Source organism: Thermosynechococcus sp. JY1331, from assembly GCF_031583475.1.
Classification (GTDB): domain Bacteria; phylum Cyanobacteriota; class Cyanobacteriia; order Thermosynechococcales; family Thermosynechococcaceae; genus Thermosynechococcus.
In genome coordinates this window covers 848492-863596 of record NZ_CP134180.1, presented here as the reverse complement: position 1 = coordinate 863596, position 15105 = coordinate 848492, and the positions used below count along the sequence as shown (strand labels likewise).

Genomic DNA, 15105 nt, shown 5'->3' with positions numbered 1-15105 from the left:
CTAAAATGAAAGCAATATGGAATGCGTTCTACAACTGCCTGTGGGGTTGCGATCGCTCTAAAGTCATGAGTTAAGCGGACAAACAGACAGACATTTCAAAAGCCAGTTTTAGGAGAGCTTAAATGACAAAGCGGGATCATAGCAAAGTTTATAGTGTCACACTGGTCAATGAAGCAAGAGGCTTGAATAAAACCATTCGTGTTCATGCTGACGAGTATATTCTTGATGCTGCCGAAGCCCAGGGTATTGCTTTGCCCTACTCCTGCCGCGCCGGTGCCTGCGTCAACTGTGCTGGTCGGATCATCAAAGGGACGGTGGATCAGTCGGATCACTCCTTTTTAAAGCCCAAGGAGTTGGATGCTGGATTTGTGCTGCTGTGTGCGGCCTATCCCACATCCGATTGCGTGATCTCAACCCACGAAGAAGATAACTTACTGAACTTGACTTAATCTTTTAGTTAATTTCGTCATTATTATCGCTCAAAAATTAAGTACCCCCTAGGAGCAGAACCACAAGTTTTTCTATGTGGTCTTTTATCTTTTATTAGTTATTGGCATTGCCGTCGGTGTAATACAAGGTTATTCAACGGTTACTGACTTGGCGAGGTTGCGGGGTTGATCGACATCTAAGCCACGGCGGGCAGCAATGTGATACGCCAACAGTTGCAGGGGGATCACCGTCAGGATGGGGGAGAGAAGCTCATCGACCTCGGGTACAGGTAAAAGGTTATCGAAGGTGTGCTGGGCTTCGGCTCCGTCGAGGGGGGTGACACCAATGAGGCGGGCATCGCGGGCACGGGCTTCTTGGGCATTGGAGAGGACTTTCTCAAAGACACTGCCGGGCATGGCGATCGTGACCACCGGTACTTTGGCATCGAGGAGGGCGATCGGGCCATGTTTCATCTCACCCGCAGGATACCCCTCGGCATGGATATAGCTAATTTCCTTGAGTTTGAGGGCACCTTCGAGGGCAATGGGAAAGTTGATGCCGCGTCCCAAAAAGATAAAGTCTTGGGTTTCGGAAAAGTCATGGGAGAGAGCTTCAATATAGCGTTCTTGGCTCTCTAAGATTTGCTCCATCTGGGCAGGCAATTGCCGCAGGCCAGTGACGAGTTCCGCCAAGCGGGAGCGATCGCAAGACTGCCGCTGCCATGCCAATTCTAGGGTCAGCAGATAGAAGGCCATCAACTGGGCAACGAATGTTTTTGTGGCGGCTACGCCAATTTCAATACCGGCACGGGTATCAATAATGTGGGGCACCAGATGCCCAAGACTACTTTCTGGGCGATTGGTAATCCCCAGCAAACGAGGTTGGAGAGCGCCCGCGAGTCCTTGGCGGCGTTTTAGCTCCATCTCTAGAGCGGCAAGGGTATCGGCTGTTTCCCCAGACTGGGTGACACCAATGGTCAGGGTATGGGGTAGCAGGGGCGGCGGCGCGTAGCGAAACTCTGAGGCATATTGCACACTGGTGGGAATCTGGGCCACCTGTTCGAGGAGATATTTGCCCACAAGGCTGGCGTGCCAACTGGTGCCACAGGCAACAATTTGAATGTGCTGCAGATTTTCGAGGAGGCTGGGGTCTAGGTGCAACTGCACCGGGCTAAAGGAACTGTTCTCATCCCAATCGGCTCGTAAATAGTCCTCTAAACAGGTGCGCACCACCCCCGGCTGCTCATAGATTTCCTTGAGCATGTAGTGCTTAAAGCCCTGCTTCTCCACCATGACGGGGTTCCAGTTGAGGGTGCGGGGGGTTTTGCGCAGGCGCTGCCCCGCAAAGTCATAGACTTCAACCCCTGTGGGCGTCAACCGAGCCAGTTCGCCATTTTCCAGCGGCAATACAGCACGGGTATAGGGAATGATCGCTGGGGTATCGGAGGCGCAGAAGAATTCCCCTTGGCCAAAACCAATCACAAGAGGAGCTTGCTGCCGGGCCACGATCAATTCATCGGGATAATCTGCACAGATAACGGCGATCGCAAACGCCCCTTCCAATTGATGCACAGCTTGACGCACCGCTTCTAGGAGGCCATTGGCGGTGGGGGTCTCAGGCAACGCTTCGGCAATCAGGTGGGGAATGACTTCTGTATCGGTTTCGGAGCGGAAAATGTGCCCCCGCGCTTGGAGTTGCTCCCGCAGTTCACGGTAGTTTTCAATGATGCCATTTTGCACCACGGCTAGGCGATCGCGACTGTCGCGATGGGGGTGGGCATTGTGTTCCTCTGGTTTACCGTGGGTCGCCCAACGGGTGTGGCCAATGCCAACATGGGCAACAATGTCGAGCTGTTCAACTTTTTCGGCTAAGTTGTGGAGTTTGCCTTTGGCGCGCACACAGAGGAGTTCACCCTCATTGAGGGTGGCAATCCCAGCGGAATCATAGCCCCGATATTCCAGCTTTTGCAGCCCCTGAAGCAGGACTTGTGCTGCTCGCTGTGGGCCAATATAACCAACAATGCCACACATAATTTAGACCTCGTAAGCTGGGAGAAACAGGAGTGCTCTAACGACGGCTAGCAAATTGCGGCAGTTCCACCTGTGACCGTTTGAGGGGGAGTCGCGAACGGGAGGCAAAGCGTTCTTTGGTGAATTCGGCTTGCCACGGTTGAATGCCAATGGGTTGAATCGAACGCGGATGGGAAACTGCTGGCATGGTGATCGCGTCTAAGGGTTTCGAGGCGGTTCTGGAGGTAGCCTGAACGCGGTGAACTGTCCTGTGCCAAGAGGTTTCAATCTGGCGGCGAGAATTGGCGATCGCTTGCCATTCTTGATCATCCATGTTCCAGTCTGTTTTGTGCCACTCACTCATCACCCAACACCCACACCTTAATGACATGTTATTATTCGGATTTTTATGAACTAGATTATCGGAATTTTAACAAAAGGCAAGCTTTGGGCAAAAATTGTCACAGGATGCTAGGGGGACAGCCTGTAACTCCCGTCACCTGCTGTGTTGAGCAATTACGCCAATCCGCTAAGGTTCATGCGCTTTCAGTGCAACTCAAGACACTTCACAAACTGGTACGTGCCTAGGCTGCATCTCCTCTCGCAGAATTCCTCATTCATACAGTGGGGTCGTTCATTGCCGTATCTTTTACAGCCAAGTGCCGTAGTGCCACAATACCCTAAACGGCCTATCACTGGAGATGCACAGCCATGAACCTACGGGAACTCCTGACGGCGGCAGAGATTACGCCGAGTTTTGAGCATCCTGCCCTCGATCAAGAGGTGAAGTCCCTGAGTACGAATTCTTGGGAGTGTCAGCGTGGCTCGTTGTTTATTGGCATGCCTGGCACGCGGGTGAATGGGGGCAATTTTTGGCCAAGTGCCTTGGCAGCGGGGGCGATCGCGGCTGTGGTGTCTCCGCAAGCCAAACCCCGTGAGGGAGATGCCTGTGTGATTGTGGTGCCTGATATTGAGCGTGCCTGTGGTCGGCTCGCGGCTGCTTTTTATCATTACCCCAGCCAGCATCTCAGCCTGCTAGGGGTTACGGGTACCAACGGCAAAACAACCACCACCCACTTGGTGGAACATCTCCTCAACAGTGTGGGCTATCCAACGGCACTCTTGGGAACGCTCTACAGTCGCTGGCCGGGACACTGTGAGATTGCCAGTCATACCACGCCCTTTGCGGTGATCCTTCAGGAACAATTAGCGGCAGCAGTCGCAGCGGGCTGTCGGTTTGGGGTGATGGAGGTGAGTTCCCATGCCTTGGCGCAGGATCGGGTGTGGGGCTGTCAGTTTGAGGTGGCGGCTTTTACCAACTTGACCCAAGATCATCTGGATTATCACCGCGATCTGGAGGACTATTTTGCCGCTAAGGCCAAGCTCTTTACTGCTGACTATCTCAAGGGTCGAGCAATTCTCAATGGCGATGATCCCTTTGGCCAGCGACTGGCTCAACAGTTGCCGCGCGATCGCTACTGGACCTATGGCCTCAGCGAAGATGCCGATTTTTGGGCTGAGCATCTCACCTATCGTGTCAATGGCGTGACGGGCACGGTTCATACCCCTATCGGTAGCGGCACCCTAGACTCGCCGTTGGTGGGACAGTTTAATGTGGCCAATGTGCTGGCGGCGATCGCCATGGGGGCAGCGGTAGGACTCCCCCTAGAATCGATGCTGAAGGCGATTCGTGACTTTGCGGGGGTACCGGGGCGGATGGAGCAGGTGCGCATTAGCCCAGACCAAGAGATTACGGTTCTTGTGGATTATGCCCATACCCCCGATAGCCTTGAGAACTTGTTAAAAGCTGCCCGTCCCTTTATTCCCGGTAAGCTAATCTGTGTCTTTGGTTGTGGGGGCGATCGCGATCGTACCAAGCGTCCCCAGATGGGAGCCATTGCCGCTCGCCTTGCGGATCAAGTGGTGGTGACATCCGATAACCCGCGCACCGAGGATCCCCGCCGCATTCTTGATGACATCCTTGCTGGTATCCCACCGCAAACGCCGCTGATCGTTGAGGCCGATCGCCGTCAAGCGATTCTGCAAGCCATTCTGAGCGCAGCGCCGGGTGATGGGGTGATCATTGCTGGCAAAGGTCATGAGGACTACCAAATTCTGGGCACTGAAAAAGTTCACTTCGACGATCGCGAGGAAGCCCGTACTGCCCTCGAACAGCGACGCAAACAACAACTGAATCAAGGCTAACGTGCCACAATAGGGGATTGTTGTTCCACAGCGAGCAGATTGTGATTGAGGCAGAGGTTCACCGCCAATTACGGGCATTTTTACGCAGCAGTGGCGATCGCCGGTGGCCTCACCATCTCACCTTGGCGCGGCTGGTTGCCCGTGCCCTACGGTTGCAGCGGGGGTGTTTACTTCAAGTCACTCAACGGGCAGTGTTGCAACATCGCTATGGCCTGAGTTATCTGCTGCCGCTGCTGTTGTATCCTGAACCTGCCCTGCTCGTCGTCCCCCAAGAGCGACTGACACGACTACTGCACCAAGAAATTCCTGAACTCCTCACCTTCCTTGCGGTTGCGAAACCGATTCAGCATAGCCCGTACCCGCAGCCAGCCTTTGAGGGGGTGCTTGTAATGAGCCTCGAGGACTGGTGTCGCCACGCCACCGCCCATCCCAACGTTGTTACGATCATTGATGGCATTGAAGCCTTGCCCCAAATTGCCCAGCAGCAGATGACCTGCACCATTACCACCAGTGATTGGGAGCACCTGAAACTCGCGATTCCCAGTGCCGTTGGTGCCATTCGCCAAGTCTATGCCCAGTTGGTGCAGCACCTCTTTCAGCGGCCTCAGAATCCCTACGGCGACTATCTGCTCACTTCTACAGAACAGCAACCGCTCCTTGAACTCCTGCATCAATGGCCGCAGGCGCTGCCTCCCCAATGGTCGCAATTGCGGGACTACCTCAACCGCAGTGACACGGTGATTTGGGGACGGCGCCACCCCACGGTGGGGTACTTCAGCCTCCAAGGACACCCCCTCAGTTTCCGCGCCTATTTTGAGGATCTTTGGTCGCAAGCGCCTTTTGTCCTCATCGGCAGCGGCCCCGATACAGACTCCCCTCTAGCCTATGTGCAGCAGGAACTAGGGATTCCGCACCAAACGACGATTAAATTTGCCAGCGATCGCCACAGTGAAGCGATTACCCTTGCGATCTCCGAAGACTTACCTCTCCCCAACACCCCGGAATTTGCCCCAGCCGTCCTGCGGCGTCTCTACGATCTCATTGGCACGATTGGCCATCGGCGGGCGGTGATCCTTGTGAGTGATGTGCCGCTGCGGGAGCAGTTGGCCACCCAATTGGCTGCCCTCTACGGTTCACGGGTACAGGTGGAGACGCCAACCCTTGATACGAACACGATTTTAGTGACGGGGGAAGCCTTTTGGCTGCGTCATGGGGCGCAGTTGCCTTGCCCGGCGCTGTTTGTCTTGACCACACTGCCCTTGCCCTCGCCGGAAAAAGCGGTGGTAAGTGCCCGCATTGAATGGCACAAGCAGCAAAAACAGGATTGGTTTCGCCAGTATCTCTTGCCAGAGTGCTTGACGGTGCTGGATCGTGCCCTTGCCCCTGTGCGTCAGGATGAAACGCTGGTGGCGATTTTGGATCGGCGGCTCACGGAGCGCAGCTATGGCCGGGAAATTCTCCAGAGTCTCAGTCCCTACAACCGCGTTAGCGATCGCGCCCAATCACCGCGTTGAGTTTGCCACTGCGAAAGCCCTCTAGATCCAAGGTGACATAGGTAAACCCCAGCGCTTGAAAGTGGTTCACCAGCTTCTCCAGATCCGTCATCGTCACAAAGTGGGCAATCTGCGCTTGGGGCACCTCAATGCGCGCCGTATCGCCATGACTGCGGACGCGGCACAGTTCCCAGCCCTGCTTGCGCAGGTAGTATTCGGCATGACCCACCCGTTGCAGCTTGGCAAGGGTAATTTCCTCACCGTAGGGAAAGCGCGAACTCAGGCAGGGTTGAGCAGGTTTATTCCACCACGGCAGACCCAAGGATTTGGCAATTTCGCGCACCTCTAGCTTGGTAATCCCCACCTCGGCAAGGGGCGATCGCACCCCCCGCTCTTTGGCCGCAGCAATGCCGGGGCGATAGTCTTGGAGGTCATCAGCATTTACACCATCGAGAATGTAGTCATAGCCCCACGCCTGTGCCAGTTCCCGCAGGCGATCGTGGAGTTCACTTTTGCAGAAATAACAGCGATTCACCGGGTTCGTGGCGTAGTTGGGATTGTCCAGTTCATGGGTTTCAATGAGTTCATGGCGAATGCCGATGGCCGCCGCCTGAATGCGGGCATCCTCTAGATCCGCTGGAAAGAGCGAGGGGGACACCGCCGTGACTGCCACCGCGCGATCGCCCAAGACATCCTGAGCAACTTTGGCCACAAGCGTACTATCAATGCCGCCAGAGTAGGCAATCAAGGCTTGATCGAGTTCGCCAATGAGATCCCGTAAGGCCGCTAGTTTGTCCACGCCCATCACCGACCAATGTTCCGAGAATTCTGCTCCTACAGTGTAGCTTAGGGATAGACGCAGCAAGCTCAAGCGCCCATTAAGCAAATGCTGCGAGTGCTCCCCCCTGCTCTACAATAAAATCACGAACTAATAACCGCTGATTGCTCGGGAGAACCTATGGGAATTTTCAATGGCATTATTGAGTTTCTTAGCAATATCAACTTTGAAGTGATTGCCCAACTGACCATGATTGCCATGATTGGCATTGCAGGGCCGGCAATTATCTTCCTACTGGCTGTGCGGCGCGGCAATTTGTAGGCCATTGTTTTGCCAAGAATTAGGAAGTCTCCCACCTTTGCGCTAGCCGTGCCAAATCCTTAGCTTGCAGCTGATACCAGCGTTGCAATCGTGTTAGTTCTGCGGTAATGCTCAGGGTGGGAGCAAATCCTTCACAGCCATAGCCCAAATGGCGCAGGATCGCTACAAGCGTACAGGGAGCAATCCAATAGGTTTGACTCAAGGCTAAAAGATTCACCTTAGTCTGTTCTTTGAGGTCATTTTGAATTGAGAGGATGAGGGTTGTCAGCGGAGCGATCGCCGGTCGTTGGCACCCTACATAGACCATTTCTGGTTGGGCAATGGCCAAGAGCCAACGCAAGTGGGTGGCAGAGGGCGGCAGTGACCAGAGAATGAGGGTGCGACAGCGATCGCGGGGGCGATCGTAGTGAATGGCTGCTGTGGTTAAGTTCGGGGGAACCTCAGGGCGGCCATAGCCATAGAGCAAGACATTGTCCCGCAACTGTGGCAGGAGCGTTGTCAAAGGCGGTAGGGGTTGCCAATGGGGAAGCGGGTGACTGGGAGGATTAGGGACGTACCACGCCAGTGAGAGTTTGACCCCCTTGAGTTCGAGTTCCAACTGGGTTTCGCCATTCCAAGTGTGGGCTGTGAGGTGATAGGCAATATCGACCGTGGTGGGCAACGGAAAAAATTGTCCCCACCGCCAAGCCTTAGCGGTCATCTGCCGCCCATTCTGCTCTAGGGTGAGTTGCAGATGTTCCCGCTGCTGACCCATGGGTGCTTGTTCGAGAATCTTGACCCCGCGACTACAGAAAATTGGCTGCGGATTCTCACTGCCAAAGGGTTGCAGTTGCTCCACTTGGGCGTAAAAGTCCCACGTCAGCTGCTCAAAGGAGACTTCGGCATCAAGGGTAACAAGGGGACGCAGATCCTCTGGTTTGAGACAGGTTTGGGCAAAGGCTCGCAGGCGATCGCGCCAAGTCGCTAAATGCTCTGCCCGTAGGCTAAACCCCCCGGCTGCCCTATGACCGCCATATTTCAAGAGCAGATCCTTGGTCGCTTCAAGGGCCTCAAAGACATGGAATTCGGGAATACTGCGAATTGAGCCGCGAATGGTTGTCTCATCTTCATAGGTGCCAATAAACACCGGTACGCCGTAGCGCTCCACGAGCCGCGAGGCAACAATGCCAATGACCCCATGGTGCCAGTCGGGCTGGACGATCACTAAGACCCACTCCTGTTGGGGATCAAAGCCCGTCTCTTCAAGGTGGGCGATCGCCTGTCTCTCAATCTCAGCACAGAGTTCCTGACGGCGACGGTTGGTTTCCTCACACAGAGCTGCCAGTTCCTGAGCACGCTGCGGATCCTCGGTGGTCAGCAGGTCAATCACCACTTGGGGATCACCAATGCGGCCAATGGCATTGATGCGTGGTCCCAGCCGAAACCCTACCGCTGTGGGCTTGAGGGCGGTATTCTGGGCTGGCAAACAACCCGCCATCTGCATCAGCGCTTGCACCCCCACAAGAGAAGAGGTGGGAATTGTTTGTAACCCCTGCTTGACCCAGCGGCGATTCACCCCCATCAAGGGCGCCAAATCCGCGATCGTGCCTAGGGTACACAGTTCCCGCAAAGGCCGCACCAGTTCGCGCCAGTTGCCCAGTCGCTGTGCTAGGGACAGAGCAAGGATATAGGCCATCCCCACCCCAGCGAGGGTATGGTAAGGGGATGTTGGCGGCACCAGTTTCGGATTGAGAATGGCATGGGCAGGGGGCAGTTGCTCCGGCACATCGTGGTGATCCGTCACAATCACCGTCAGCCCCAGTTCCCGTGCCTTGAGAATGGGCTGGTGGGCAGCAATGCCGTTGTCCACGGTGAGAATCAGTTTCACACCGCGCTCGTAGCAGTCTTGAACAATCCGCTCATTAATGCCGTAGCCTTCCTGCATGCGGGAGGGAATTTCATAGTCAATGTCGGCTCCCAAATGGCGCAGCGCACGTAATAGAAGGGCAGTGCTGGTCATGCCATCAGCATCGTAATCGCCACAAATGGTCATTTTGTCACCGCGGGCGATCGCCTGCTGCAGGAGTTCCACTGCCAGATCAAGGTCGGGAAAGACCGTTTGCGGTGGCGGTAGCGCTAGAGTTTCCGGCTCGAGAAAGGCCTGTACCGCTTCTGGAGTCGTCAGACCCCGCCGCAGATAAATTTCCGCTAGTGATGCGGGGCAACCCAAGGCCTGCCTCAAGGCGTCACAAGACTCGAGATCAATGGGTGGCAAGAGCCAACGTTGCTGGGGAAGGGCACCCATAATGCGGCGGGGGGAGATAGGCAAAGCGATAACCCCAATGCTAACTTGAGCGTGGCTTCGGTTGACAGACCGAAAAAATAGAATAATAATCGTTACCATTCTCATTTAGCCTTGGTGAATTCCCGAGGCCGTGTCTTGGTGTGAGGTAAGGAGGTCAGTGATGGAAAAATCCCTAACAACGGTTATGGTGGCTGCCATTCACCTTGCACTACTCAGTCCAGCCGCTGTTGCTGAACCTAGGATGCCCGCTCCCGCCAGCATCGGACAGGTGACCTCTGTCTCCCAACTGTCTGACGTGCGCCCCACCGATTGGGCCTATCAAGCCCTTGCGTCCCTTGTGGAAAAGTACGGCTGTATTGCTGGCTATCCCGATGGCACCTTTCGGGGCAACCGTGCCCTGACGCGGTTTGAAATGGCGGCTGCTTTGAATGCCTGCTTGGATGTGATTAGCGATCGCTTTGCCACCAAGGAAGATTTAGCCACCTTGCAACGGCTTAGGGAGGAGTTTGCCGCCGAACTGGCCACCCTACGCGGACGGGTGGACAACCTCGAAGCCCGTACTGCTACTCTGGAGGCCACGCAATTTTCAACAACCACCAAGCTCTCTGTGGATGCCGTGATGGCCTTTCAAGCCGGTGGCAATACTCGCCAAGTCGTTGACCCCATCTCTGGGAATACGTTCACTGGGGGCAGCTACAATCCGACGGTGATTAGCAAGGTGGAGATTAACCTCAATACCAGTTTTCGCGGTACGGATTTACTGACCACGACCCTCGAAGTGGGTAACAACGGGTTAGATACGTTTGGGGCAACGGGGATTGGTACTGACGGCTTGATTGCCGGTGGCGCTGCCGATTACAGTGGCGTTGGCGCAAATGTGGAATTATCTCGACTGTTCTACAGCTTCAAGCCCACAGAGGATTTAACGATTGGTGTTGGGCCGCAATTTTATCCCAGTGATATTGTGGATACCAATAGCTATGCCAACGATTCTTTCACGGATTTTAGTTCCAATTTCTTTATCAACAACCCGCTGATTGTGCCCTACGCCGTCAATGATCCCGGTGGGGCGGGTGTCAGTATTGAATGGAATCCGGGAGGCGGATTCTTCACACTGCGCGGTGTTTATGTGGCCGCTGCAGCGGGAGCACCGACGGGTATCCCTACGGGAGGAGGTCTTTTTGGCGATCCCTATCAGGGAACCGTGGAACTGGAGTTTGCCCGTGCCTTTGGTGCCAATGAACGGAACAACTTTGCGGTGCGCCTGCAATATACCAACTCCTCAACCCTGAATATTTCCCAGAATGCCGGCGGTGTCAATGTGGAACTCACCCTCGGTAAGTTTGGCCTCTTTGGCCGCTATGCTTACTCCGATATGAAACTCTATGGCGATGGAGCAAAGATTGATGGCTTGGGGCCGTTTGCTGTGGATCCGGGGGTCTTTGTCATTCCCGCTGGTGGCCAAGTGAAGACCACTGCGCAAACATGGATGGCGGGTTTGGCCTATCGGGACTTGTTGGCGGAAGGATCATTGCTAGCAGCGGCGGTGGGTCAGCCCTTTATTAACTCGTTGGCATCACAACCCGGGATCAATGATGCTACCCAAACCAACTATGAACTCTTTTTCCGCTATCCCCTCAGCGACAATATCTCAATTACGCCTGTGTTTATGGCAATCACCAATGCCAACAATAGCGCTACCAATAGCCCCATTTTCCAAGGGTTGATCCGCACCACGTTTAGTTTCTAAATCAGACACGCCCTAAAGGCTTGGCGGAGCTGGTGCTCATCAAGGTTACGGCCAATAAAGATGAGTTCATTGCGCTGATGGCCAAGGGGGCGATCGAGGGGACGACCATCAAAGAGCATATGCACCCCCTGAAAAACAAAGGGCTGGGGCTGCTCCGCGAGGTGCAAAATCCCCTTCATGCGGAAAATATCGGGGCCTTGGGTTTGCAGCAACTGGCTCAGCCACGTTTGCAGCTTAGCACCATCCAATTTGCCCTCAGCAACAATGGCCACAGAACCCACAGATTCATCGTGTTCATGGTGATCTTCGCCAAGAAAGTCTGGGTCGAGTTCGAGGGCCCGCTCAAGGTCAAAGCCCCCCACATCGAGGATGTGCTCCATGGGGATGGCGGCCTGCTGGGTGCAATACACTTTGGCCAAGGGGTTCATGGCATGAATGCGATCGCGCAACTGGGCGAGGTCTGCTTCGCTCACCAAATCCATCTTATTGAGCAAAATCACATCGGCAAAGGCAATTTGCTCTTGGGCTTCGTCCGCTTGCCAGTGGTAGTGAATGTGCTTGGCATCCACCACGGTAATCACGGCATCTAGGTGAGTTTGGCTGCGGATGTCCTCATCCATGAAGAAGGTTTGAATGACGGGTGCGGGATCGGCAAGCCCCGTGGTTTCAATAACAAGGTGATCAAACTTGTGCCGCCGCTTCATCAGGTTGCCAATGATACGGATCAAGTCGCCGCGCACCGTACAGCAAATGCAGCCATTATTCATCTCGAAAATTTCTTCATCGGTATTGACCACCAGTTGATGATCAATGCCCACTTCGCCAAACTCGTTGACAATCACAGCGACCTTCTTGCCGTGTTCGTGGGTGAGAATGCGATTGAGGAGTGTGGTTTTACCGGCACCCAAGTAGCCAGTGAGCACTGTAACGGGAACGGTCATAGGCTGGACAACAGCTAGAGACTCTTTGAGCCTATTAAATATCCGTTACAGTCGTTGTGAAAAGGGCTGTAGGATAAAAAAATGCACAACTACGGAAAGTTTCAAGTCTATGCTGCATCCGCGTTTAGCCGCTGCCTTTGAGCAGCGTTCTGTTCTCAAGATTATTAGTGGCCTCAACAATTTTGATCGCGATCGCGTGCGGGCGGTGGTGACTGCTGCCGATCAAGGGGGTGCCACTTTTGTGGATATTGCTGCCGATCCTGAGCTGGTGCGCCTTGCCAAGGAACTGACGACACTGCCGGTCTGTGTGTCTGCGGTGGAGCCATTACTGCTGCTGAATGCCGTTGCTGCTGGTGCCGATCTGGTGGAAATCGGCAACTACGATAGCTTCTATGCCCAAGGGCGGGTGTTTAGCGCTGAGGAAGTGCTGGTATTGACGCGCCAAACGCGCGAGTTGTTGCCCCAAATCATGCTGTCGGTCACAGTGCCCCACACGCTGCCCTTGGATCAACAGGTTGCCCTCGCTGAGGCCTTGGTGGCCGCCGGCGCCGATGTGATTCAAACCGAAGGGGGGACGAGTAGCCAACCCCACCACAGTGGCACGTTGGGGCTGATCGAAAAGGCAGCGCCCACCTTGGCGGCAGCCTACGAAATTTCCCGCGCCGTTGCGGTGCCGGTGCTGTGTGCTTCGGGGCTTTCGACAGTGACGATTCCCTTGGCGATCGCTGCTGGGGCTGCGGGTGTCGGGGTCGGCTCTGCCGTCAACCAACTCAATAGTGAAGTGGCCATGGTGGCCAGTGTGCGTGCCCTCGCCGAAGCAGTCAAAGGTGCCATCGCCGTCCACCGCTAAGCCTGTGGTGAAGCTCTCCCGATTGGCTGTGGCCTGTGCCAACCGCCTTTTTGAGGCTGCCAGCGATCGGGAGCGTTTTTTAGAGGCTCTCACCACTCCCCCGCCCTACCCTGCCACGGTGCTGTGGTGTCGCGAGCCAGCGTCTCCCTTACCCTTTGAGCCATTGCCGCCACTTTCTTGGCAGCCCCCTTGGGTGAGTCGCTTTGCCCCCGGCAGCCGTACCGGTCAACACCCTCTCCATGAGGCCGGGGCTTATTATTGCTTGGATAGCTCATCGGTGTTTGCGGCGGTTCCGCTGCTGACGCTGCCCCAAGAGCCGTCATTGGTGATTGATGTGTGTGCGGCGCCCGGCGGCAAGAGCCTCTTTGCGTGGCGATCGCTGCAACCCCGCTACCTCATCTGTAATGAAACCATTGGCAAACGGGTGGGGATGCTGATTAGCAATCTCAAACGCTGTCGAGTGCATCCAGTGGGCGTCACCGCTTGGGATAGTGAAGTGCTGGCTGCTGAGTTCCAAGGCGCTGCTGATGTGGTGATTGTGGATGCTCCCTGCTCTGGGCAATCGCTGCTGGCCAAGGGGCAAAAAGCTGAAGGGTGTTTCCATCCATTGACGATTCGCCACAACCAACGGCGGCAAAAACGCATTCTCGCAACTGCAACAGCCTTGGTGCGCCCGGGGGGATGGTTGCTCTATAGCACCTGCACCTTTAGTCAGGATGAAAATGAGGATGTGGCGGCTTGGCTGATGGCAAGGTTTCCGCAGTGGGTTCCTCAACCTGTGGCGGCACTAGCGGCCTATCAATCCCATCTAGCAGCCTTTCCCTGCTATCGGCTGTGGCCCCACCAAGGGGAAGGAGCGGGCGCCTTTACGATCCTCTGGCAGCATCAGGGGTCTGGGGAAGCCAATCCTTTACCGCAATTGGGTGAAGGTTGCGCCTTGGGCGATCGCTGGCGCTGGCAATCGAATTCCCAACCGGCATAGGTAATGGCAGCAACGGCATTTTGATCTAAACACCGCCCGAAAATGCGACTGCTGGCGATCGCTGCGCGTCCCATCAGGGTTACACCTAGAAGCTGCCCTTGGCGATTGATCACCACTTGACCCAAGCTCTGACCCTCAGGACTAAACTGCTGAATCTCCCACAGTTGAACGGGTTCCCTGAGGCGTTGCTGGGCTTGCCGCGCATTCCAACCGACGCGGGCAATGGGAACAGGTAGGGCAATCCACCAAGGCTGGCAACGGTAGTCGAGGGGCATGGGTTTCCGCTGCAAAATCTGGCGGGCGATCGCAAAGGCCTCAAAGTAGGTCAGGGAGGGCAAATGGTACCCCCGCTGCCAACCGCCACAAGCATAGACTTGGGGATGACTGGTGCGCCCCTGGGAATTGATCCGCAGCCACCCTTGAGCATCTCGCTGGAGGCGGTGCAGGTTCAAAGGAGTTGGATCGGGGGCTTTGCGCCTTCCCAGTGGGGGAACCCCTAGACCGAGGCCACTCAGGGCAGCATGCAGGCGATCGTTGAACCACGCATCTTCTGTGGCCACAAGCGGCAGACCTTGTGCATCGGGATGCGAGGCTTTGCCAGACCAGTGGTGCCAACAGGCCAGCTCAATCCTGCTGAGGGCGTCCATATCCTGAGCATCCATTGCCGCAGGCGCATCAAGGAGGAAATAGCCTCGCGCATAGAGGCGATCGCCCCCCACCTGAAAATGACAGCGGGGCTGCCAGACAAATTCCCCCGCCCCTGTGATCACATCGATCCCCACCAATTCCAAGACCCTAGGGGCATAGCGGCGCTGTCCGTGGCTGAGGTGGGCTTGAAAGTGCTGCCACTGCTGAGTATCCAATCTTTGAGGGGGAAACTGCGACAGCCACCAGCGTTGCCACTGCCATTGCCACTGCGCATCAGCGGCTGGGATCACTAGGCCAATCCGCCCCAAGGCCGCACACCGATAGGCAATGTCCAATGCCAAAGGACTCGCCGCCACAATCAGCAAATCATACTCAAAGCGCATAGGAAATTAAGATAGAAACGACGACACTGGCA

The 15105-nt window shown here is 55.5% G+C and carries 13 protein-coding genes; 7 read left to right on the top strand and 6 right to left on the bottom strand.

The window, feature by feature from the left end:
- The first annotated feature begins 122 nt into the window (after positions 1-122).
- Positions 123-449 carry a 2Fe-2S iron-sulfur cluster-binding protein gene (locus RHJ31_RS04060; protein WP_206200323.1) on the top strand — a complete coding sequence of 109 codons (327 nt, stop codon included), beginning with the start codon at positions 123-125 and terminating at the stop codon, positions 447-449.
- A 129-nt stretch (positions 450-578) separates the two neighbouring features.
- Here the strand turns inward: RHJ31_RS04060 and glmS are convergent, their stop codons facing one another.
- On the bottom strand, positions 579-2459 hold the full coding sequence (gene glmS, locus RHJ31_RS04055) for a glutamine--fructose-6-phosphate transaminase (isomerizing) (protein WP_302677460.1): 1881 nt from the start codon (positions 2457-2459) through the stop codon (positions 579-581).
- A gap of 37 nt (positions 2460-2496) precedes the next feature.
- On the bottom strand, positions 2497-2802 hold the full coding sequence (locus tag RHJ31_RS04050; RefSeq protein WP_302677459.1) for a hypothetical protein: 306 nt from the start codon (positions 2800-2802) through the stop codon (positions 2497-2499).
- 347 nt (positions 2803-3149) lie between these two features.
- Here RHJ31_RS04050 and RHJ31_RS04045 point away from each other — a divergent pair, with 347 nt between their 5' ends.
- Both RHJ31_RS04045 and RHJ31_RS04040 read left to right on the top strand, forming a co-directional pair.
- A complete protein-coding gene (locus RHJ31_RS04045) occupies positions 3150-4643 on the top strand; it encodes a UDP-N-acetylmuramoyl-L-alanyl-D-glutamate--2,6-diaminopimelate ligase (protein WP_302677458.1) in 1494 nt (497 codons plus the stop codon).
- Positions 4644-4660: 17 nt separating this feature from the next.
- A complete protein-coding gene (locus RHJ31_RS04040) occupies positions 4661-6157 on the top strand; it encodes a helicase C-terminal domain-containing protein (protein ID WP_310828529.1) in 1497 nt (498 codons plus the stop codon).
- Here RHJ31_RS04040 and larE read toward each other — a convergent pair.
- Entirely contained in the window at positions 6129-6941 is an 813-nt protein-coding gene (larE, locus tag RHJ31_RS04035) for an ATP-dependent sacrificial sulfur transferase LarE (protein WP_302677787.1), read from the bottom strand. The genes RHJ31_RS04040 and larE overlap by 29 nt on opposite strands.
- A 153-nt stretch (positions 6942-7094) precedes the next feature.
- Between larE and psb30 the strand changes: the two genes are divergently transcribed.
- A complete protein-coding gene (gene psb30, locus RHJ31_RS04030) occupies positions 7095-7235 on the top strand; it encodes a photosystem II reaction center protein Ycf12/Psb30 (RefSeq protein WP_149819710.1) in 141 nt (46 codons plus the stop codon).
- A 19-nt stretch (positions 7236-7254) separates the two neighbouring features.
- Here psb30 and recJ read toward each other — a convergent pair whose 3' ends face one another.
- Positions 7255-9543 (bottom strand): single-stranded-DNA-specific exonuclease RecJ, encoded by a 2289-nt coding sequence (recJ, locus tag RHJ31_RS04025; protein WP_302677456.1) that lies wholly within the window; start codon positions 9541-9543, stop codon positions 7255-7257.
- 136 nt (positions 9544-9679) lie between these two features.
- Here recJ and RHJ31_RS04020 point away from each other — a divergent pair, with 136 nt between their 5' ends.
- The gene (locus RHJ31_RS04020; RefSeq protein ID WP_302677455.1) at positions 9680-11269 is read left to right on the top strand and encodes an iron uptake porin; all 1590 of its coding nucleotides are present in this window, start codon (positions 9680-9682) and stop codon (positions 11267-11269) included.
- Here the strand turns inward: RHJ31_RS04020 and RHJ31_RS04015 are convergent.
- Positions 11266-12210, bottom strand: a complete 945-nt coding sequence (locus RHJ31_RS04015; protein WP_302677454.1) for a GTP-binding protein — start codon at positions 12208-12210, stop codon at positions 11266-11268. The two genes, RHJ31_RS04020 and RHJ31_RS04015, sit on opposite strands and share 4 nt — an antisense overlap.
- 109 nt (positions 12211-12319) lie before the next feature.
- Here RHJ31_RS04015 and RHJ31_RS04010 point away from each other — a divergent pair, with 109 nt between their 5' ends.
- On the top strand, positions 12320-13060 hold the full coding sequence (locus tag RHJ31_RS04010; protein ID WP_302677453.1) for a DUF561 domain-containing protein: 741 nt from the start codon (positions 12320-12322) through the stop codon (positions 13058-13060).
- Entirely contained in the window at positions 13038-14042 is a 1005-nt protein-coding gene (locus RHJ31_RS04005) for an RsmB/NOP family class I SAM-dependent RNA methyltransferase (RefSeq protein WP_302677452.1), read from the top strand. The genes RHJ31_RS04010 and RHJ31_RS04005 overlap by 23 nt, the downstream gene beginning before the upstream one ends.
- Here the strand turns inward: RHJ31_RS04005 and RHJ31_RS04000 are convergent.
- On the bottom strand, positions 13946-15073 hold the full coding sequence (locus tag RHJ31_RS04000; protein ID WP_302677451.1) for a hypothetical protein: 1128 nt from the start codon (positions 15071-15073) through the stop codon (positions 13946-13948). The genes RHJ31_RS04005 and RHJ31_RS04000 overlap by 97 nt on opposite strands.
- Between the last annotated feature and the right edge of the window lie 32 nt (positions 15074-15105).